Consider the following 20,007-nt stretch of genomic DNA (forward strand, 5'->3'; position numbering starts at 1 on the left):
AGCGCTAGGAAAGGACCTTTCCTTGCAAAATTTGCAAGGAAAGGTCCTTTCCTAGCGTCGGCGGCGGCTACAGCACCTTGCGAATGCTCGGCACCACGGCCGCGAGTCCGGCGGCGTTCGGGTGCAGCGGGGCGAAGCTGTTGTTCACCACCGAAGGGATGAGCCCTTCGATCCATTTGACGCCGATCGGCTGGCACGCGTCGTGACCGATGCTCGGCGTCCGGATGTCGACGTACTTCGCGCCGTGCGCGGCGGACTGCTCGGCCATCCGCGCGTTGAGCCGGTCGATGTTGGCCTGGATGTAGTCGGCGTCCTGCGGCAGGACCGGGACCAGCGGCCAGCAGCCGCCGGATTTGATCCCGGTCGGGTAGCCGACCATGACGATCTCGGCCCGCGGCGCGCGCTGGCGGATCTGCTCGATGACCGTGCCGTAGGTCGCGGCGAAGGCGTCGATCTTGGTCGCGTACTTGTCCACCCCGCCCGTGGTGTTGGCGGCCTTGCACGAGGCGCCCACGGGAAGCAGGTTCACGCACGACGTCGCGAGCCCGACCAGCCCGATGTCGTTGCCGCCGATCCCGACGGTCACCAGTGTCGTGTCGGCCGAGAGCGCGTCGTACTGCGGCGGGTTGGTGCCGGAGATGATGCCCTTCTGCGGGTTGGTGAAATGGGTCGTGGTCGCGGCGCCGCAGGTGACGTCACGGAGTTCGTCGACGTCGATCTGCTTCGCCAGCAGACCGGCGTAGTTGATCGCGGACCGGGCGCAGGTGAGCAGATCGGACTGTGGCAGGACCACGGAGCCCGCCGAGAACGAGTCGCCCATCGCGACGTACACCTGGCGTTCCGCCGCGGCGAGTGCCGGTGTCCCGATTCCGACGAGGGTCAGTGCGGTGCCCGCCACCGCGGCGATCCGGGCGAGTCTTCCCCAGCGCGTACGTGTCACTGCCGCCTCCTGCATGCGTCGTCGAATGCTGCTGGTCAGCGTCCGCTGAACAGAGGAAGACCACTAGAACGGAGGCGCGCGTTCCTGATCGGAGTTTTGTAGGTTCCCTCTATGACGAAGGCGTCGGCACAGCCATGGCGCAGGCTGGACGCTTCGGTGCTGACCCGGCTGGAGCCGGACACCGCCGCGATCGCGTCCGCCGCGATGGATCAGGTCCGCGCCGGGCTGCGCACCCCGCTGGACGACCGGACGGCGGCGAACCTCCAAGTCACCCTCGACGTCGCCCTGCACGCCTTCTTCAGCGAGATCGGCCATCCCGACATCACCACCGACCGCCAGGTCTACCGGGCGCAGGGCCGGGCCCAGCACACCGCCGGCCGCAGCCTCGAGGAGATGCTCGGCTTCTACCAGTCGGCGGCGCTGGGGGTCTGGCGGCAGCTCACCTCGGCGGCACCGGCCGTGGACCTGCCGACCCAGGCGATCGTCGAACTCGGCGAGGCGCTTTTCGCCTTCATCGCGGAACTCTCGGCCGCGGCCGCCGACGGGTACGCCGAAGCGCGGTCACAGGCGGCGCGGGCCGGGCAGGCGCGTCGGGACCGGCTCCTCGGTCTCCTCCTCGCCGAACCGGCCGCCGCCAGGGAGGTGCTCGACGACGCCGCGAGCCAGGCCGCGTGGATACTGCCCAGCCGTCTCGTCGTCGCCGTCACCAGCGCTGATGCCGCCCCGCAACTGCTGGACCGGATGCCGGGACGGGTGCTGATCGGCCGTCACCACGACCTGACCGCCGTGGTCATGCCCGCCGACCGGCTCGAGTGGTATCTCGGCCGGTTGCGGGACCTGCTCGGCGAAGACCAGGCCGGGGTGGGGCCGGTCGTGCCGCTCCACTCGGCCGCGCTCAGCGCCCGCCGGGCGAGCGCGTTGTGGCGGCTGACCCGCACCGGCGCCCTCGGCGGCGACCCCCTCGTCCACACCACCGATCACCGCATCGACCTGCTGCTGACCGCCGATCCCGAACTCGCCGCCGAATTCTCGAAGGAGGTCCTCGCCCCGCTGGCCGGTCTGCCCGAACCGGCGAGGCAACGGCTCACCGCGACCCTCGCGGCGTGGCTCGCGCGGCCGGACCAGCCCCAGGCGATCGGTGTCGAACTGCACGTCCACGTCCAGACCGTCCGGTATCGCATCCGGCAGTTGCGGACGCTGTTCGGCGGCACGATCGACGATCCGGCGGGCCGGTTCGCGCTGGCGATCGCACTGAGGATCGATCCACTGGTATCGAGGGAACCTACAAAGCGCTCAGAGCGGGGCGTCCATCCGCTGCGTCCCGACGACCGATAGCAGCCGCAACGCGTTCTCCGACGGCGTACCGGGGTCGGCGGTGTAGATCAGGACCTGCTGATCGCGGTCGCTGATGTCGAGGACGTCGCAGTTCACGCTGACCGGGCCCACCACCGGATGCCGGAAGGTCTTGCACAGGGTCGGCACGGCACAGACGTCGTGCGCGGCCCACAACCGGGCGAATTCCTCGCTGCCGTCGAGGAGTTCCCGGATCAGCGCGGTGACCTCGGGATCGTCGGGGTAGCGGCCGGCGGTGGCCCGGAGGTTCCGGACCGCGCTCGCCGAGAACTCGTCGGCGTCGGACACCCCGTAAAGCCGTCTCCCTTCCGGCCGGGGCCCTAGGAACGCGCGGCGCAGAAGGTTGCGGTCACGCCGTGGCAGGGCGGAGAAGTCCTCCATCAGGGCCGCGGCGAGATCGTTCCAGGCGAGCACGTCGTAGGTCGCCGAGAGCACGATCGCCGCCGCCTGCGGAAGACGCTGCAACAGCGCGAGAATGCTCGGCCGGACCTCCCTGGACGGGCCGGGCGGTGGCCCCGGCGGCGCGCCTGCCAGGTGGTGCAGGTGATCGCGTTCCGCGTCCGACAGCCGTAGCGCCCTGGTCAGCCCGGCCAGCACCTCACGAGACGGCCGGGGACCGCGGGCCTGCTCCAGCCGCGTGTAGTACTCGGTCGAGATGAACGCCAGCTGCGCCACCTCCTCGCGACGCAGGCCCGGCGTGCGGCGGCGCGGCCCGGCGGGAAGGCCGACGTCGGCGGGGGCGATCCGCTCGCGCCTGCTGCGCAGGAAGTCCGCCAGTTGTCCTCTGTCCACCACTCCAGTGTGGACGATGCCGGTACGCGAGCCAGGTACCGCCGATGCCTGGATAGCCGTCGAGAGCGGGTGAAGTCTCGGTGCCATGACCACGACGACAACTTTTTCGGGCCTGCTGGACGGCAAGGTCGCCTTCCTCACCGGTGCCGGCCGCGGTATCGGCGCCGCCGCCGCACGGCTGTTCGCCAGGGAGGGCGCGCGGGTCGTGCTCGCCGCCCGCACGGAGTCCCAGCTCAAGGCCGTAGCCGAGGAGATCCGCGCGGAGGGCGGCGTCGCGGACCACGTGGTGTGCGACCTCGGCGACGCCTCCAGCGTCCGCGCGGCCGTCGACCGCGCCGTGGAACTGCACGGCAAGCTCGACGTCGCCTTCAACAACGGCGCGACGAACGTGCCACCCGGCCCGATGGACCAGGTCACCGAAGCCGACTTCGACCGCATCTACGCGGTCAACCTCAAGGGCCCGTGGCTGGCGATGGCCGCCGAGATCGAGGCGATCCGTGCCACCGCGAAGACCGGGGCCATCGTCAACAACACCAGTGTCGGCAGCCTCATGGCCAACCCGGAGCTCCCCGCGTACGGCGCGATGAAACGCGGCGTCAACAGCCTCACCGCCTCGGCGGCCGCCACCTACGGCCCGGAGGGGATCCGGATCAACGCCGTCGCACCCGGCACGACGATGACCGAGATGTTCAACGAGTGGGTCGAGAGCTCGCCGGGCATCCTCGACCGGCTCAACGCGAGCACTCCGCTGGGCCGGGTGGCCGAACCCGAGGAGATCGCCCAGGCCGCGGCGTGGCTGCTGAGTGACCGCGCCTCCTACGTGACCGGCACGGTCCTGCGGGTGGACGGCGGCATGCTGTCCTGAGCGGTGGCGGGGTGGGTGATGCGCGGGAACCGGTGTCCGCCTGGCGGCGTCTGAACGCGCACGACCCACCCTGACCAGGGGTTGCCCGAGGAGAAGCCGATGCCGTTCCTGGATCCCGAACCGCTCTACGCCAAGCTCACCTCGGGCGACGCGGCAGGCATCGCCGAGGTCGGCGCCACCATCGCCGACGCGAAGAAGTCGCTGCAGACCGTCGCGAACGGGATCTCCGACGGCGCTCTGCGAGCGGCGCGGTCCTGGCGCGGTACGGCGTCGGCGGAGTTCGTCGGCAAGGCGAAGGAGTCCTCGCGAAACCTCGCCGAGGTGTACGCCCAGCTCAGCACCGCGGAGGCGGCTGTCAAAGGCGCCGCGCAGGCGTACTCCGCGCTGCGAAACTCGGCGGAGACGGCCATCGCGCCGTGGCGGAAGCTCGGCCTGAGCGATCTCCTCGAAGCACCGGAGATCGCGATGAAGACCGTTCACGCTCTGACCGCCGCGCAGCAGACCTACGAAGGCAAGCTGAACGCGCTGGCGGCCACGACAGGCGACGGCTGGGACAGCGACGGCAATGCCGACATCAGCGGCGTCAACCCCGGGCAGCCGTGGACCTCCCAGGGATTGGCCTACGACGGCAAGAACCTGCTCGTCGGCTCGTATCACGACGGCGACGGAGACGGGTCCGGCGACACCCCGCTCGGTCCGGGGCTGACACCGAGCAGGTTGACCTACGTCGACTACGAGACGGGCCAGGAAGCGGGGAACGTCTATCTCGACGGCAACGGAGAGGTAGGCGCGCCCACGCACACCGGCGGCGTCGCGACGGACGGCGAACACGTCTGGGTGTCGTCCAACGAACACGTGTACGTCTACGACAAGGCCGAACTCGACGCCGCGCAGGACAGCGGCAAACCGGTCAACGCCATCGACGTGGTTCCGACGCCCGCACACAGCTATGTCACCTACGCCCAAGGCAAGCTTTTCGTGGGCGACTACAAGAACAACAGGCTCTACGAAATCCCCGTCGGCAAGAACGGCTCACCCGAGCCGGACAAGGCCGGAGAGCCGATCGAGACACCGAACAACGTCCAGGGTGTCGTGGTGCGCGACGACGAGTTCATCTTCTCCTCCTCCGACGGGCACAGCGGCAAGTTCTACCGGCAGGACCGGACGCCGGAGTGGTACGACTTCAACGATCGCGAAGAGCTCGAGCTGAAGGGCGGCGAGCCGGGCAACGACGACGGCTATGACTCGCACGGTGTCGAGGAAGCCGTCGAGATCGACGGTGAGATCGTGCTGGCACACGAATCCGGCGCCTACGGCTACCAGAAGAACCCGGGCGAGAAGTGGGACGAGCCCGAGCTGACGAGGATCTCCCTGGACGAGCTGGGCCTCGACCCGGACGGCGCGCTCTCCCCCGGTGACGCCGGGTACGAAACCGACCCCGACTCGCTGGTCGGCGCCGCGGGTGTCCTGGACGGGGCGACGTCCACCTTGAGCGGCGCGGCCGGCGCCGTGTCGCGGCTGCAAGTGGTGTCACGTCTGCTCGGCGACGTTCCCGCCGCGGCCACCTTCAGCGACACGATGACCAAGCACCTCACCGCGGCCGGCGATCGGCTGACGGTGGGCGTGGAAACGGTGGGCGGTATCGCGGACAGCCTGGTCACCGGAGCCGACACGTACCGGCGCGTCGAAGATGGAATCACCGAGGGCCTGGACAAGCTCGGCAAAGTCCTTCCCTGACCCGGCCGAGATCAGGGGCGCTTCGCGAGCGCGTGGGCGAGTGCCGGGACGAACTCGCCGGCACGACTGGCGGGAGCCTCTCCGCACGGTCCGTCGGAAACGCCTGGAGTGGTGAGCCAGAGCAGGTGCAGCTTGTCGCGCTCGGGCCTCAGGACCTGGTTCTGTCCCACACGGGCGTCGGCCGGATTGCAGTCCCCGGAGGTCGGTGCTCCGCCGCGGCTGCTGTCGGCCACCATGAGGTAGTCGTTCCTGCCTGTGGCGGCCAGTAGGTGGTGGCGGATGGCGCTCGCGTTCGCGTTCGCGGTGGTCTCGTCGGCGTAGCCGCGAACGTTGACCGCGAATCCGTCCACGTCTCGCCCCGCCGAGGCGATCTTCTCCGAGGCGACCGCCGCGGAGGACGAGTCGGAGACATCGAGAAGGACGATGGTCCGAGCGAGCGCGCCGAGGATCTTCGCGGCCGCGGTCGAACACCCCTCGTCCACTCGGACCACCACCAAGGCGGGCGCCTCCCCGATAGCGGCCGCGATCCCGTCGAGCCACGCGCGGTGGCCCGTCCCGCACGCTTCCGCCTGCTTCGGGTCGACCAGGAGGATCGGCATCGTGTTGGTGCCGGCAGCCCGGGCGACGGTCTGTTTCACCTGGCCTGGTGCGCGAACGACCTGAGCGGCCGGACGTGAGGCGATCTGGTCGCGAATGACGTCGGCTTCGGGACCGGGCGGCGCCGAGCGCGCCCAGACAGCGGCCGGGTTGTCCTCGTCGACGTAGAAGTCGCTCGCAGACCCGAGCAAGGGAAACGGCGCCGCGACGACGGGCGGATCGATCGCATCCCCCTCCGGCCCGCACGCCGGGACAAGGGCGAGCAGGACGATGAGCGCCAACTGACGGCCGCGGCACCCGCCGACGTTGTCCCTCCTCATCATCCTCATCTTTCGCTCGTATTCACGGGATCGCTAGTCCGTTTTGCCCGTTTACGCGATACGCGTAACTAGTTTCGCGATCGCCATGCGCGAAACTGAGCTCAGATTGAGGCACCGTGATAATGCCCCTTATGACTGAGTACTCCGGAAGTGGGATCGAATGACGGCGCGAACGGCCCCGCCGGGATGCGAAGGAGGCCGACCGGAAGACACCAGGAGGGACGAGTTAGGCGCCCAGCGGCCAACTGAGAGCGTTTTGCCTGGTCAGCGATACCTTTTCGGCAGAGCGAAAAGGTCTGGAGCCGTGTTCCCCCGGCCCATACGTTCGGACGGACGGATAACCGACCGTTTCGAGGGGACATCATGAGGAACTTGCTTCGGAAAACCTTGCTCGTACTGCCGGGCGTCGCCGCGGCGACACTGCTCGGCGCCGGCGGCGTGGCGGGGGCAGCGCCCGCGGGCATGCAGACCGAACCGGTCCAGACGATGAGCTGCAGTCATTCGCATTCGAACAAGGACAGCGGCGAGGGCAGGGCGAAGACGGACCTGCGTTACCGGACCGGTCCGCACACCAGCTGTGCCGCGCCGGGACAGGTCGGCAAGGGCACGTTGATCTACTACCACTGCTGGACGGCCGGCGGTGAGGCCGGCGGGAAACACACCTGGACGTGGGGACGTATCGCGGGCACGCAGACCGCGGGCTGGTTCGCCGACGCGTACCTCAGCGACGGCGGTGCCACGAAGCAGTGTTGAGCTGAGAAAGACGACGTGGCCTGTCCGGTGAGCCGGACAGGCCACGTCCTGTCATACGGCTTCGAGGGCGAAGAACAGGAAGCCGATGAACGCGGTCTTGCCCGCGAGTTCCTCGGGAAAACGCTCGTGAGCGCCCGGTGCCGGGTAGGGCTCGCTGACGACCGTCGTCCGGAATCCTGCCGCGGTGAAGGCGTCGGTCATCGCGTGCAGTGGCCGGTGCCAGAACGTCAGCACGGCTTTCTGGCCGCTGAAGGTGTACTCCTCGGACCACTGGACGGTTTTGAAGTAGTCGGCTTCGGGGTGGACCAGTTTGAAGATGGTGGGATGGTTGACGGCCATGATCAGCCGGCCGCCGGGCTTCAGCACGCGCCGGATCTCGGCCAGCGGCGCGGCCCAGTCTTCCAGGTAATGCAGCACCAGAGCGGCGATGACGTCGTCGAACGCGGCGTCGGGATACGGTAGCGGGCTACCCGCGTCGGCGACCTGAAGAGCGGCGTCCGCGCCCAGCCGCTTTCGGGCCAGCTCCACCATTTTCGCGCTGGAGTCGAAGCCGGCCACGATCGCGCCCCGGTCGCGCAGTGCCTCGAACAGCGGGCCCGCTCCACAGCCCGCGTCGAGAATTCGCCTGCCTGTCACGTTTCCGGCCAGCTCCAGGATCGCCGGCCGCGTGTAGTAGGCGTTCATGAGACTGGTCTCGTTCTCGGCCGCATACGCTTCGGCGAAGGCGTCGTAGTCGGTTTCCGCAAGGCTTTCGGGACTGATCGGCATATGGCCCAATATGGCACAGGCGGGGCTATCGGAATTCGAAAAGGCGCATCGCCGGTCCGATGTCCCCAATGTCGCATTAGGGACGCTGAGCGTCTCCAATGCGACATTGGGAACCCGATGACTCAGCACGTCAGATTCGCGTTACCAAAGCAGGTGCCGGGCGCCGTCTAGGTCAGCGCGCTAGCGAGAAGCGGCAGCAGCCGTTCCCAGTGGCGCTTCGATCCGGCCGGGTCATAAGCGTCGGTGTCGGACATGGTGAAGCCGTGGACAGTGCCTGGATAGATCTCGCAGCTGTAGCCGACACCGGCGGCGTCGAACGCGTGGCTGATCTCGGTGATGGCTTCGGGTGTCATGTCGTTCTCGGCGAGGCCGAGGTGGACTTGCGCGGTGAGGTTCGGGATCTGTCGATGCGCGCTGTCGGGTTGGTCGGTGACGAGGGCGCCGGGGTGGAATCCGGCGACGGCGGCGACCTTGTCGGGGTGGGCTGTCGCGGTGCGCATCGCGAGGACGGCGCCCATGCAGTAGCCGATCGTGGCGATCGGTCCGGCGCTCACCTCGGGCTGTGCGGTGAGGAAGCCGACGTAGGCGCCGGCGTCACTCAGGGCGTGTTCGGTGGTGTGCGCCTCGATGAGGGGCATGATCTGGCCGAAGAGCGCCGGCCGGTCTTCGGCGGTGATCCGCTCGGGAAGGTCGAACACCGGTGCCGGGCGGTGCCGGTAGAAGACGTTGGGGACGAGTACGTAGTAGCCGTGTCCGGCCAGTTCGCGGGCCATGTCCCAGAGGACGGGCCGTGGCCCGAAGGCGTCCGGGTACAGGAGGACGCCCGGATGCGTTCCGCCTTCGTCTGGGTATGCGGCGAAGGCGTCGGACTGACCGTCCGGCGTGGGGATGCTGAGTGTGGTGGCGGAAATGGCGATGCTCCCTTTTCTTGTCTGCATGCCCTTTCGAACGTAGCCACGTTTTCGATCACGTGCCGCCACACCGGCGATGGATCACCGCAGCCGATCGGCCAGACCGGCGGCGGTGAACGCGGCCACCAGGTCTTCGCGGTCTTCGGTGAAGTGGCCCCAGCTGTCGATGTGCACGGGTACGACCGTGCGGGCACCGAGGATCCGCGTCGCCTCCGCGGCCAGTGCGCTGTCGAGGACGAGCAGTGCGCCGTCGAAGACCGGCTTCAGTCGCGGGGCACCGGCGAAGAGCACGGCGGTGTCGACCGGGCCGAACCGGTCGGCGACCTGCCGGACGACGTCGAGCGAGGCGTTGTCGCCGCTGACGTAGACCGTCGGCAGGCCCTGGCCGGTGAGCACGAAGCCGACGACGTCGCCGGTGATCATCTCCGCGCCTTCCGGTCCGTGGAGCGCGGGCGCGGCGGTCACGGTCACGGATCCGAGTTCGACGGCCTCCCAGGTCGCCAGCCCTTTCGCGGTGCCGCCCAGCCTGCTCGCACCGCTGGGCGTGGTGAGGGTCAGTGGCACGTCGGCCAAGAATCGACGACCGGAATTGTCGAGGTTGTCGGGATGCTCGTCGTGGGAGAGCAGGACGGCGTCGACGTGGCCGAGGTCCGCGGGTTTCACCGAGGCCGGGGCGGTCTTGGTGAGGCCGGGCCTCCCGTCGGGCCTCGCGTAGTCGCCGGGCTCGTCGAAGGTCGGGTCGGTCAGGAACCGCAGGCCGCCGTACTCGATCAGCGCGGTCGGCCCGCCGATGACCTGGACGGAAAGCTGTTCGCTGATCTGGGTCATCTTCCACCTCACGGATAGGTATTGTTCTTTCCGTGATCGACCTTAGTCAGCTCTCACGGAAGAGTGCAACTAATTCCGTGAGGATTCCTCATGGTTGAACCTAGCGCCTACCATGAGAACGTGGACGACACCGCTGCCCTTCCCCCTGCCCCGGGCGCCGAGCAGTACGTCGCGCTGGCACTCGCCAACACCACCATCGCGCTGCCCGGCGGCCAGTTCACCGACCTCCTCGGCACTCCGGCCGCCGCGACGGACTGGCTGGCCGCGCACGGGCTCGCCCCGGTCGACGCCGGTCTGCGGGAGATGTGCGCGGGCCTGGTCCGGTCGTTGCGTGAACAGGTCCGGGTGCTGCTCGCGGCGAGGTCCTGCGCGGATCCGGCTCCGCAAAGCGCACTCGACGCCGTCAACGACGCGCTGAGCAAGGCCCCGACCGCGGAACTTCTGCGCTGGGACCCCGTGCGGGGGTTGCACCGCACGGCGTCGCATCCGGTCACCCAGATCGTCGAGCACGCGTTGGCGACGCTCGCCGCCAACGCCGCGGACCTGCTGACCGGGCCGGACGCCGAGCGGATCGCCGCCTGCGGGTCGCCGCCGTGCACCCGGTTCTTCCTGCGCAATGGACGGCGTCAGTGGTGTTCCGTGCGCTGCGGTGACAGGGCCCGCGCCGCCCGCGCCTACGCCAGGCGCTCGCAGCCGACCGGGGTTTCGTAGTTACCGGGCGGCAACGCGGGACGGCGGTGATGCTGCCGGAAACCGAGCAACGTCGTCCCGATGCCGAGTACGGCGTAGGCGATCAGCCAGCCGGTGAACCCGGCGGGAGGCCCGTCGCCGAGAAGCGGGTCGTACAGGACGACCACCGCGTAGACGCCGGGTATCGCGTACTGGCTGTCCATGACACGCAGCTCGGTGTCGACGGCCATCGAAGCCCTGTCTTCGGCGTGGACGGGCCGCCGCAGTGCGCTGAGGAGGATCACCGAGCAGCACAGGGCGGCCCAGCCGAGCGCGAGGAGCCAGCCCGTCGCGTATGCCTTCGCCTTCGCCGGGGTGCTCAGGTAGACCGCGAGGGCGAGAGCGACGCCGCCGCCGAAAGTGATCACGAACGAGGACGCGTACCAGCCGCCGAGGATCCCGAGGACCGGCGGCCGTCGCCCGGACCGTTGATCCATCACCGGCAGCGGGCCCAGCTCCCGTTCGCGGCGCAGGTACGACCACCAGAGCGCGACCTGCAGGGCGCCACCGACGAAGCAGAAGTAGACACTGACCGGTGCCTCGCCGTCACGAAAGTCGAAGAACCCGTAGGCGATGCACAGCAGGACACCCACCGCCAGCGCGGCGGCAAGCCAGCGGAACCGGCCGGGAACAGTCCGGCTGAGGCGGGGGCCGACCCGGGCGGCGAGCAGCCACGACGGTGTCACCACCTCGACACCGCGTTTCGCCAGCCACCTCCTCGTCACCGCGATCTCTTCGAAGCTGAGTGCGCCCTTCGCCACTGTTCCCCCTAGCTCGTCTGCCGGGTTCACGCCCGGCGCCGCGCGATGGTTGCCTCAACGGTAGGACGCGAACCGTTCCAGCAAGGGCTTCGGGGAGTCTTCGGCGAAGCACAGGACAAGGCTTTCGGCGGATTCGGCCGCGGAGGCCTCGCTGCGCGGGAACAGCGCCGTCTCGTATGCGCTGAGAGCGGCTTCGGCGTCGCCGGGGTGAGCTGCGAGTGCCAGGCCGAGTTCGGCGCCGTCGAGCATCGCCAGGTTGGCGCCTTCGCCGGCGAACGGCGACATCAGGTGGGCGGCGTCCCCGAGAAGAGTGACGCCGGGGACGCGATCCCAGCGGTGGCCGACGGGCAGCGCGTGGATCGGCCGTGGGGTCAGTTCCCCGTCGGCGTCGGTGATCAGCGCTCGCAGGCCCGCGTCCCAGCCGTCGAAGTGGTCCAGCACGGCGGCTTTCGCGGAGGTGGTGTCGCTGAAGTCGACAGTGGAGATCCAGTCCTCGTCGGTCTTCACGGCGACGTAGACGTGCAGGCTGCCGGTGGTGTCGTGATGCGCCAGGAATCCTTTGGCTTCGCCGAGTGCGAAGAACATGCCGCTTCCGACGAGCGCGGCGCTCGCGGGGTGGCGGTTCTCGGCGTCGTTCAGGTGCACTTCGACGAAGGAGATGCCCTCGTAGGCAGGCTCGGCGGCCGAGACCAGGGGGCGGACCTTGGACCACGCGCCGTCGGCGCCGATCAGCAGATCCGTGGTGAATGTCGTGCCGTCGGCCAGGGTGACCTCGTGTCCGCCGTTGTCGTGCGCGCGTGCGCCGGTGACCTTGGCGCCCCAGCGCACGGTGCCTTCGGGCAGGGATCCGAGGAGCAGGTCGCGCAGGTCGCCGCGGGCGACTTCGGGGCGTCCGCCGTCGCCGTCGTCGGTTTCCTCGCGGTGCACGACCGCGTGCCGGTCGAGGATGCGCAGGGCCTCGCCACCGGGATGCACGAGCGCGCGGAATTCGTCGTGGAGTCCGGCGGCCCGGAGCGCCGACTGTCCGGATTCCACGTGGATGTCGAGCATTCCGCCCTGCGCCCGCGCGGACGGCGACGCGTCCAGGTCGAAGACCGCGGACTCGATGCCGTTGACGTGCAGGACGCGGGCGAGGGTGAGGCCGCCGAGGCCGGCGCCGATGATCGCGATGGGGTGGTGCGTGGTCATGTCAGGTTCCTTTCGGATGGCAGGCCGGTGTGCGTGATTCCGGTGATCAGCACCCGCAATCCCCACGACATCCGCTGTTCGGGCTGTCCGGTGAGCAGGTCGGCCGCGTGCGCCGCGATCTGGGGATGGGTGGTCTCGTCGGCGTCCCGTACGGCACGGGCCAGCGCGTCCCAGTCGTCCGGCGAGTCCTGCTCGGCGTGCTCGGCCGCGGTCGCCGTCGCGTGCTGGAGGAGGATGTCGATCCCCCACGCGCGCCGCTCGGCCGGCACGTCGCCCTCGGCGAGGAGGGCGAGCAGGTTTTCGACCAGGCGGAGGTAGTTCTCGCCGCTCGGGCGGGCCACCAGTGCGGACAGGGCGAGGCCGGGGTACTCGAGCAGGGTCGCGGTGTAGCCGGTGAGCAGCTGTTCAAGCCGGTCGCGCCAGTCGCCTTCCGGCGGCGGCGGGGCGATCGTGCCGAGGAGTTCGTCCAGGATCGCCGCGTGCAGCTCGGCGGTGTTGCGGACGTAGACGTAGAGCGAGGCCGCGCCGGTGTCGAGTTCCTGCGCCAGGCGGCGCATCGTGACCTTCCGGAGTCCTTCCTCTCGCAGGATCGCGACCGCGGCGGCGACGATGCCGGCGCGGGTCAGCGCGGGTTTGGCCGGTCGTTCCCGGCGGCTCTTCTCGGGTGCCATGCGACCACTATAGCGAACATGTTCGTAACGAACGCGTTCGACACGGCCACGGCGAACCAGACTGCTTCCAACGGGGGTTTGTCCGTCCACTGCGGACTGAAATGACGAAAGCAGGGAGAACGACGCTCCCTGCCACTTCTAACGTATAGCGCACCCGGGGGCTTGCGGCAAGACCCCTGTCGTGCCGCAGAATCTCCCGCCGGACACCACGAGCTCGACAATCGGGGGAACTCTTGATCGACGTGATCATCGCGGGCGGCGGACCGACCGGCATGATGCTGGGCGCCGAACTGCGACTGCACGGCGTCCATGTGGTCGTCGTGGAGAAGGACGCGGAACAGACCAAGGTCGTCCGCTCCATGGGCCTGCACGCACGCAGCATCGAGCTGATGGACCAGCGGGGCCTGCTGGAGCGCTTCCTCGAACACGGCACGAAGTACCCGGTCGGCGGCTCCTTCGCGGGCATCCTGAAGCCGGCGCCGCCGCTGGACAGCGCCCACGCCTACATCCTCGGCATTCCGCAGACCGTCACCGACCGCCTGCTGACCGAGTACGCCATCGAGGTGGGCGTCGACCTGCGGCGCGGCCGGGAACTGGTCGGCCTGAGCCAGGACGAGGACGGCGTGGACGTCGAGCTCTCCGACGGGACGTCACTGCGCTCGCGCTACCTCGTCGGCTGCGACGGCGGCCGGAGCACGGTGCGCAAGCTGCTCGGCATCGACTTCCCCGGCGAGCCCGCCACCGCCGAGACGCTGCTGGGCGAGATGGAACTGACCGAGGACTGGGAAACGGTGCTCGCTGTGATGACCGAGGTCCGCAAGACCCAGTTGCGGTTCGGTCTCTCCCCCATCGGCGACGGGGTGTACCGGGTGGGCGTGCCCGCCGAAGGGCTGGCCGAGGATCCCCGGATCCCGCCGACCTTCGACGAGGTCAAACGACAGCTCAAGGCCGTCGCCGGCAGCGACTTCGGCGTGCACTCGCCGCGCTGGCTCTCCCGCTTCGGCGACGCCACCCGGCTGGCCGAGCGCTACCGGGCAGGGCGGGCGTTCCTCGCGGGCGACGCGGCGCACATCCACCCGCCGGTCGGCGGGCAGGGGCTCAACCTCGGTGTCCAGGACGCGTTCAACCTCGGCTGGAAACTGGCCGCCGCGGTCAACGGCTGGGCACCGGAAGGCCTGCTGGACACCTATCACGCCGAACGGCACCCGGTGGCCGCCGCGGTACTGGACAACACCCGCGCGCAGATGCAGCTGATGTCGCTCGATCCGGGTTCCCAGGCCGTCCGGCGGCTGCTGACGGAACTGATGGAGTTCGAGGACGTGAGCCTGTTCCTGACCGAGAAGATCACCGCGACCGCGATCCGCTACGACTTCGGCGAAGGGCACGAGCTTCTCGGCCGCCGGATGCGGGATCTTGACCTCAAGCAGGGACATCTCTACGGGCTGACCCGTGGCGGTCGCGGCCTGCTGCTCGACCAGACCGGTGCGCTCTCGGTGCGGGACTGGGCGGACCGGGTCGACCACGTCGTCGACGTCAGCGAGGAACTCGAGGTACCGGCGGTGCTGCTGCGGCCGGACGGGCACGTGGCGTGGGCGGGCGAAGACCAGGAAGAGCTGCTCACGGCCTTGCGCCGGTGGTTCGGCGAAGGGCTTTAGCGACGTCCGCGGGGCCCGGTCACGGGCCCTGCGGACCCCGGTAACGCAACGTCTGGTTGTAGACGATGTTGGTGTTCGTGCTCCCGAACAGCGCGAGCTCGTTGACGATCTCCTCCAGCCGTCCCATCGACGGCGCCGCGATCTTCAGCGAATAGCAGTCGTCACCGGTCGTGCGGAGGCATTCGAGGATCTCGGTCCGCTCCGCCAGGAGCTTGTGCAACGGCGCGTGCTTGCTGCCCGGATACTTCAGCCGCACCACCGCGAGCACCACATACCCGGCCTTCTCCAGGTCGACCTCGGCGCGATAGCCGGTGATCACCCCGGCCGACTCCAGCCGCTTCACCCGCTCCGTCGTCGCCGACGCGCTCAAGCTGACCCGCTTCCCCAGCTCGGTGAGCGGAAGCCGCCCGTCGTTCTGGAGCTCCACCAGGATCGCCCAGTCGGTCGCGTCGAGAGTCTCGGCCATCGGGGCAGAATACCGGCAGATCCACGGCGGAAGTGCCCGTACGCCGGGAAAGATCTCTTCCCGGGTTACTCGCCCCGCCGATAGCCTTGACCTGTGCGAATAGGTGTCAACGTCCCGAATTTCGGACCGGGGACCGACCCCGGGATCCTCCGCGGCTGGGCCACCACGGTCGAAGGCCTCGGCTACGACCTGCTCGTGGTGTCCGATCACGTCGCCATCACCCCCGACGTCGCCGAGCAGTATCCGGCGCCGTTCTACGAACCGTTCACGACGCTGTCCTGGCTCGCCGGCGTGACGAACGAAATCCGGCTGGGCACCACCGTGCTCATCGTCCCGTACCGGCATCCGCTGCTGATCGCCCGCATGGCCGCGAACCTGAACCAGCTCAGCGGCGGACGGCTCGTGCTCGGCGTCGCGTCCGGCTGGGCCCGTCAGGAGTTCGAAGCGCTCGACGTCCCGTTCGAGAAACGAGGACGGCTGACCGACGGCCATCTCGACGCCGTCCGGAAGGCCTGGGCCGACGACGCCGACTACCGCGCCGGTGACATCCCGATCTGGGTCGGCGGCAACAGCGACGCCGGGATCCGCCGCGCCGTCCGGGTCGGGGACGCCTGGCATCCGCTGCGGGCAACCCTCCCCTGGCTCACCGAAGCGCTCACCAGGGTCAAGACCATCGCCGACGCGCAGAACCGGCCCGTCCCCGCGTTCACCCCGCGGATCCTGTTGAACATCACCGGCCGTCCGGTCACCGGACCCGGCCGCCTCGCCGGGGAAGGCACGATCGAGCAGATCGTCGACGACCTCGACCGGCTACGCCACCTCGGTGCCGAGACGGTCGTCCTCGACCCGTTCTCCGGTGACCCCGAGGAGACACTCCGCCCGGAAGCCGCCTGGCAGGCGCTGGCGACCGTGGCCGCACACTGGGAACTGGGCCGCTACCGAACCGAACAGGACCGACCATGACCGAAGAAGACGAGAAGTTCCTCCGCCGCGCCATCGAACTGGCCGCGAAATCCCGCACGGACGGCGACCCGCCCTTCGGCTCGCTGCTCGTCGGCCCCGACGGCACGGTGCTCGCCGAGGACCACAACACCTCGGTGTCGCAATCGGACATCAGCCTGCACCCGGAGCTGAAACTCGCCGTCTGGGCCGCGCGCGAACTCGACCCCGCGGCCGCCGCGGCGACCACGATGTACACCAGTTGCCAGCCGTGCGGGATGTGCCAGGGCGCCATCGAACGCTCCGGCCTCGGCCGGGTCGTGTTCGCCCTTTCCGGCGACCAGGTCACCGCGCTCAAGCCGCCGTCCACCGCGCCGCCCGTCCGGCTCGAAGGCCCGGCGTTGTACGACGAGGCCCGCGTCCCCGTGGAGGGCTACTACACCTGAGCGGCGGCGAATCGGAATTCCGGCGGGGCCAGAATCGGCCCCATCACCGGATTCTCTTTCCACAGCTCGATTTTCGCGGCCGGCAATTCATCCCAGCATTCCAGGACCCGTGCCGTTGCCTGGTTCACGAAACGCGAACCGACGCACGCGGCCGCCCCGAAGCCATAGGGAAGATAGACCGCTTTATACCCGTCTGGCGGATTTTCCCAGCGCGCGGGCAGATACTCGTCGGCGTCATTCCACACCCGTGGATCACGGTGCAGGAGGAAAGTGCACAGATAGAGCCGCTCACCGGGCGACAACGGCACTCCGCCGACCTCGACCGGGCTGGTGACCTTCCGGGACATCAGCCAGGCCGTCGGCCACAGCCGCAACGCCTCGCGCACCCGGTTCTCCACCGGATCGCGCGGTTCTCCCCTGGTCAACGTCGCACCGGTGGGTATCCCGAGCCGCCAGCCGCTGTCGAGCAGCACACACCAGGACAGGACCATCGCGGTCGCCCGGCAGAGCGCCCCGATCAGGCCGTGCAGCACGAGCGCGACCTCGTCCATCGACTTGACCGCGTCGTGGACGGCCTTCTGGAAACCCGTGTCGCCGTCCCGATCCGACGCCCACCGGTAGAGCGCGGCCTCCGCCCGGCTGTGCGCGATCCGGCGGCGAAGCGCGAGAACGGCGGACTTGTCCCGGTCACGCCGGTTCGAGAACGACAGCGCACGGTGCAGCGCCTTGCGAGCGGACGGCGACAGATCCGGCAGCAGCCGATCACCGAACAACCGCAGGTACAGGTCCGAGACCGCCGACGGCCAAGGCTCGCCACCCATCGATGCCCGCAACTCCTCGGCGATGTGCTCCTTGGGCAGCGAACGCAGCACGCCGTCCAGTTCCCGCGCGATGGCGGCGTTCACCGGACGGCTCTTCTCCGAACCCGGGATCCAGTCCGCGACCGCGCCCAGCGTGGCGGCACGGGCCTCGAAAGGCTCGGTCGTGCTCGCGAGGACCGTACGGACGATCTCCGCGTCGGAGACGAGATGACGACCCGGTTCGAACAGGACCACCGGCGGTTTCCCCGCCCGATCCCACGTCAGGAGATGCCGCAACGGATCGGCCAGTAAACCACCAGGAACGCCCTCGGCGACCGTATGCATGATTCCCCCAGAACAAGACGGTTGCGGCGACGGCCCCGAGACCGCCGCCGCAACCGAAAACATTCAGACTCAGTAATCCATGTAGTAGATCACCCAGCCCGACTCCTTACTGCGAATGCTGCGCAGCATCGAACGCGTGAAGAAACGAACGGCCTTCATTGTGGTTCCCCCAATCCCCAGTGGTCATCGACGTGACGAAAAGAAAAATATGGCGCCGATTACGACCCTGTCAATAGCGGAACGAGACGGGTCGCCGACGACCGACTTCGGCTAGGATGATCACGATGTCCGCCGAACTCGTGCCCACCGCGCCGGAAGCACCGACGGCCCGGCTGCCGGAGACCAGGGCCGAGAACCGGCGACAGATCCTCGCCGAAGCCGTCGCGCTGCTTCCCGCGCTCCCGCCCGCCGACCCGCTCGACCGGTACGCGATCCGGCACATCACCACGCTCTGGCTCGAGACCGACAAGACCGACCACACCCGCCGCGCCTACTACGCCGACCTCTCCGCCTGGCTCGGCTGGTGCGCCCGCACCGGGCTCGACCCGCTGACGGCCCGCCGCGCCGACGTCGACGCCTGGAAGAACACCCTCACCGTCACCGGCAGGGACGGTCTGCCCCGGCCCGCCGCCGACTCCACCGTCGCGCGCACCCTCGCCGGCATCTCCAGCTGGTACCGGTACCTGCAGTCCAACGACATCGCCGACCGCAACCCGGTCTCCGCGGTCAACCGGCCCAAGACCGGCAAGACCCCGCCGCTACCGGCCCTCGGCGGCGAGTCGACGGCGAAACTGCTGAACCACATGGAGAACCGAGCCCGCACCAACGACACCGAAGCGTCCTGGCGCGACGCCGCCGTCGTCGCGATCCTGTTCTACACCGGCCTGCGTGTCTCGGGCCTGACCACCGCGACCGTGCGCGACCTCGACACCGACGCCGGGCACACGATCCTGCGCTACACCGCCAAGGGCGGCCATCGCGACTTCGTCCCGCTCGTACCCGCCGCCCTGCACCCGCTGCACCGCTACCTCGACCTGCGCGCCGCCCGCGCCGGAGTCCGTCCCGACGAGCTGACCGGGCCGCTGCTCGCGACCATGCCCCACCGCTACGACAGCACCAAACCCGGCGGAAAACCGTTGGCGCAACGGGACGTCTGGTTCCTCCTGCGGGCACAGGCCCGCGCCGCCGGACTCGCCGAAGCGAACACCATCTCCCCGCACACCGCGCGGCGCACCACCGGCACCCTGCTGCTGGCCAACGACGTCCCGGTGCAGAAGGTCCAGGATCTGCTGGGCCACGCCGACATCCGCACCACCCGCGACCGCTACGACGCGCACCGGCACAAGCTGGAGACCTCCCCCGTGCACGCGCTCGCGCAACTGCTCGCCGACGCGCGCCACCGTCAGAGCTGAGCCTGCCCCAGCTGGGACTTCGTCGCCCCGATCACGACACCGTCGACCCGCGTGAGCCAGCTCCCGCACAGACACCGGACGTACTCCAGCCTGCCTTGAGACACCCGCTGGGTGTTCCGCACGCTTCCCGGCAGTTCCGCCAGCGGCCACCCGCACCGCGGGCACATGTTCGCTTCCATACCCCGATCGTGCTGTAATGAGTCAATGCACTTCAACCCTTACGGCGGAGCGGCGGCGCAGATCGCCGCCGAACTGGTCAATCTCGGCGACGCCGCCGGACCAGCCACCCTCACCGCGATCTTCAAAGACCGCATGACCGTCCCCGCCGTACAGGAACACGAATCGACCGAGATCATCACCTGGACCCAGAGACTCCGGCACGTCTTCGAAGCCGCCCCGGCCACACGCGTCGACCTGGTCAACGCGCTGCTCCACGACTCCGCGTCCAAGCCCTACATCTCCACCCACGACGGCAAAGCCCCCCACCTGCACTACGTCGACGCGCACGCCGGCACCGTCTCCCGGGTCCGGGCCTACACCGCGGGCGGGCTCGCACACCTCGTCTGCGACGCCCCGGACCGCTTCGGTGTCTGCTCACGCGAAGGCTGCGAAACCGTCTACGTCGACGTCTCCCGCAACGGCCGACGCCGCTTCTGCTCGACCCGCTGCGCCACCAGGGTCCACGTCGCCGACCACCGCACCCGGCAGGCCGGCTAGACGCCACCCGCGAG

22 protein-coding genes are annotated in these 20,007 nt (G+C 69.2%); 10 read left to right on the plus strand and 12 right to left on the minus strand.

Features of this window, described 5'->3' with window-relative positions; genetic code table 11:
- Nucleotides 1–67: 67 nt before the first annotated feature.
- Nucleotides 68–940: an SGNH/GDSL hydrolase family protein gene (locus tag ACLJO0_RS16880; protein WP_410579459.1), complete on the minus strand. Its 873-nt coding sequence runs from the start codon at nt 938–940 to the stop codon at nt 68–70.
- Between the two features lie 111 nt (nt 941–1,051).
- Between ACLJO0_RS16880 and ACLJO0_RS16885 the strand changes: the two genes are divergently transcribed.
- On the plus strand, nt 1,052–2,275 hold the full coding sequence (locus ACLJO0_RS16885) for a helix-turn-helix domain-containing protein (protein WP_410579460.1): 1,224 nt from the start codon (nt 1,052–1,054) through the stop codon (nt 2,273–2,275).
- On the opposite strand, the gene ACLJO0_RS16890 is transcribed toward ACLJO0_RS16885, so the two are convergent.
- Entirely contained in the window at nt 2,234–3,085 is an 852-nt protein-coding gene (locus ACLJO0_RS16890) for a helix-turn-helix transcriptional regulator (protein ID WP_410579461.1), read from the minus strand. The genes ACLJO0_RS16885 and ACLJO0_RS16890 overlap by 42 nt on opposite strands.
- Before the next feature lie 85 nt (nt 3,086–3,170).
- Between ACLJO0_RS16890 and ACLJO0_RS16895 the strand changes: the two genes are divergently transcribed.
- Together ACLJO0_RS16895 and ACLJO0_RS16900 are read left to right on the plus strand one after the other, a co-directional pair.
- Nucleotides 3,171–3,950: an SDR family NAD(P)-dependent oxidoreductase gene (locus ACLJO0_RS16895; protein ID WP_410579462.1), complete on the plus strand. Its 780-nt coding sequence runs from the start codon at nt 3,171–3,173 to the stop codon at nt 3,948–3,950.
- A gap of 99 nt (nt 3,951–4,049) precedes the next feature.
- A complete protein-coding gene (locus ACLJO0_RS16900) occupies nt 4,050–5,687 on the plus strand; it encodes a hypothetical protein (RefSeq protein WP_410579463.1) in 1,638 nt (545 codons plus the stop codon).
- Between the two features lie 11 nt (nt 5,688–5,698).
- On the opposite strand, the gene ACLJO0_RS16905 is transcribed toward ACLJO0_RS16900, so the two are convergent.
- Nucleotides 5,699–6,604: a glycoside hydrolase family 6 protein gene (locus ACLJO0_RS16905; RefSeq protein ID WP_410579464.1), complete on the minus strand. Its 906-nt coding sequence runs from the start codon at nt 6,602–6,604 to the stop codon at nt 5,699–5,701.
- A gap of 363 nt (nt 6,605–6,967) precedes the next feature.
- On the opposite strand from ACLJO0_RS16905, the gene ACLJO0_RS16910 reads away from it, so the two are divergent.
- On the plus strand, nt 6,968–7,357 hold the full coding sequence (locus ACLJO0_RS16910; RefSeq protein WP_410579465.1) for a hypothetical protein: 390 nt from the start codon (nt 6,968–6,970) through the stop codon (nt 7,355–7,357).
- A 51-nt stretch (nt 7,358–7,408) separates the two neighbouring features.
- On the opposite strand, the gene ACLJO0_RS16915 is transcribed toward ACLJO0_RS16910, so the two are convergent.
- From ACLJO0_RS16915 to ACLJO0_RS16925, 3 genes are all read right to left on the minus strand, one after another.
- Entirely contained in the window at nt 7,409–8,125 is a 717-nt protein-coding gene (locus tag ACLJO0_RS16915; protein ID WP_410579466.1) for a class I SAM-dependent methyltransferase, read from the minus strand.
- Nucleotides 8,126–8,292: 167 nt separating this feature from the next.
- Nucleotides 8,293–9,063 carry a dienelactone hydrolase family protein gene (locus ACLJO0_RS16920; protein ID WP_410579467.1) on the minus strand — a complete coding sequence of 257 codons (771 nt, stop codon included), beginning with the start codon at nt 9,061–9,063 and terminating at the stop codon, nt 8,293–8,295.
- 54 nt (nt 9,064–9,117) lie between these two features.
- Nucleotides 9,118–9,864 carry an MBL fold metallo-hydrolase gene (locus ACLJO0_RS16925; protein ID WP_410579468.1) on the minus strand — a complete coding sequence of 249 codons (747 nt, stop codon included), beginning with the start codon at nt 9,862–9,864 and terminating at the stop codon, nt 9,118–9,120.
- Between the two features lie 90 nt (nt 9,865–9,954).
- Between ACLJO0_RS16925 and ACLJO0_RS16930 the strand changes: the two genes are divergently transcribed.
- Nucleotides 9,955–10,575, plus strand: coding sequence for a CGNR zinc finger domain-containing protein (locus ACLJO0_RS16930; RefSeq protein WP_410579469.1), 621 nt, complete (start codon nt 9,955–9,957; stop codon nt 10,573–10,575).
- Here ACLJO0_RS16930 and ACLJO0_RS16935 read toward each other — a convergent pair.
- The 3 genes from ACLJO0_RS16935 to ACLJO0_RS16945 are packed head-to-tail and all read right to left on the minus strand — an operon-like array spanning nt 10,539 to nt 13,213.
- Nucleotides 10,539–11,354, minus strand: coding sequence for a hypothetical protein (locus ACLJO0_RS16935; protein WP_410579470.1), 816 nt, complete (start codon nt 11,352–11,354; stop codon nt 10,539–10,541). The genes ACLJO0_RS16930 and ACLJO0_RS16935 overlap by 37 nt on opposite strands.
- Nucleotides 11,355–11,408: 54 nt before the next feature.
- Complete coding sequence (locus tag ACLJO0_RS16940) at nt 11,409–12,542, minus strand: FAD-dependent oxidoreductase (protein WP_410579471.1); 1,134 nt, start codon at nt 12,540–12,542, stop codon at nt 11,409–11,411.
- Nucleotides 12,539–13,213, minus strand: a complete 675-nt coding sequence (locus tag ACLJO0_RS16945) for a TetR/AcrR family transcriptional regulator (protein ID WP_410579472.1) — start codon at nt 13,211–13,213, stop codon at nt 12,539–12,541. Before ACLJO0_RS16945 ends, ACLJO0_RS16940 begins: the two co-directional genes overlap by 4 nt.
- 233 nt (nt 13,214–13,446) lie before the next feature.
- On the opposite strand from ACLJO0_RS16945, the gene rox reads away from it, so the two are divergent.
- Complete coding sequence (rox, locus tag ACLJO0_RS16950; protein ID WP_410579473.1) at nt 13,447–14,868, plus strand: rifampin monooxygenase; 1,422 nt, start codon at nt 13,447–13,449, stop codon at nt 14,866–14,868.
- A gap of 19 nt (nt 14,869–14,887) precedes the next feature.
- Here the strand turns inward: rox and ACLJO0_RS16955 are convergent, their stop codons facing one another.
- A complete protein-coding gene (locus ACLJO0_RS16955; protein WP_125795890.1) occupies nt 14,888–15,334 on the minus strand; it encodes an Lrp/AsnC family transcriptional regulator in 447 nt (148 codons plus the stop codon).
- A 93-nt stretch (nt 15,335–15,427) separates the two neighbouring features.
- On the opposite strand from ACLJO0_RS16955, the gene ACLJO0_RS16960 reads away from it, so the two are divergent.
- Nucleotides 15,428–16,297, plus strand: a complete 870-nt coding sequence (locus ACLJO0_RS16960; RefSeq protein ID WP_410579474.1) for an LLM class flavin-dependent oxidoreductase — start codon at nt 15,428–15,430, stop codon at nt 16,295–16,297.
- Nucleotides 16,294–16,719 (plus strand): nucleoside deaminase, encoded by a 426-nt coding sequence (locus ACLJO0_RS16965; protein WP_410579475.1) that lies wholly within the window; start codon nt 16,294–16,296, stop codon nt 16,717–16,719. The genes ACLJO0_RS16960 and ACLJO0_RS16965 overlap by 4 nt, the downstream gene beginning before the upstream one ends.
- Here ACLJO0_RS16965 and ACLJO0_RS16970 read toward each other — a convergent pair.
- Complete coding sequence (locus ACLJO0_RS16970) at nt 16,710–17,864, minus strand: cytochrome P450 (RefSeq protein ID WP_410579476.1); 1,155 nt, start codon at nt 17,862–17,864, stop codon at nt 16,710–16,712. The genes ACLJO0_RS16965 and ACLJO0_RS16970 overlap by 10 nt on opposite strands.
- Before the next feature lie 284 nt (nt 17,865–18,148).
- Between ACLJO0_RS16970 and ACLJO0_RS16975 the strand changes: the two genes are divergently transcribed.
- On the plus strand, nt 18,149–19,276 hold the full coding sequence (locus ACLJO0_RS16975) for a tyrosine-type recombinase/integrase (RefSeq protein WP_410579477.1): 1,128 nt from the start codon (nt 18,149–18,151) through the stop codon (nt 19,274–19,276).
- Here the strand turns inward: ACLJO0_RS16975 and ACLJO0_RS16980 are convergent.
- A complete protein-coding gene (locus ACLJO0_RS16980) occupies nt 19,267–19,455 on the minus strand; it encodes a hypothetical protein (RefSeq protein WP_125795894.1) in 189 nt (62 codons plus the stop codon). The genes ACLJO0_RS16975 and ACLJO0_RS16980 overlap by 10 nt on opposite strands.
- Nucleotides 19,456–19,480: 25 nt before the next feature.
- On the opposite strand from ACLJO0_RS16980, the gene ACLJO0_RS16985 reads away from it, so the two are divergent.
- Complete coding sequence (locus tag ACLJO0_RS16985; RefSeq protein WP_410579478.1) at nt 19,481–19,993, plus strand: CGNR zinc finger domain-containing protein; 513 nt, start codon at nt 19,481–19,483, stop codon at nt 19,991–19,993.
- Nucleotides 19,994–20,007: the final 14 nt, after the last annotated feature.

It is taken from the genome of Amycolatopsis sp. lyj-108 (genome assembly GCF_046549005.1).
In the GTDB taxonomy this organism is placed as follows: Bacteria; Actinomycetota; Actinomycetes; order Mycobacteriales; family Pseudonocardiaceae; genus Amycolatopsis.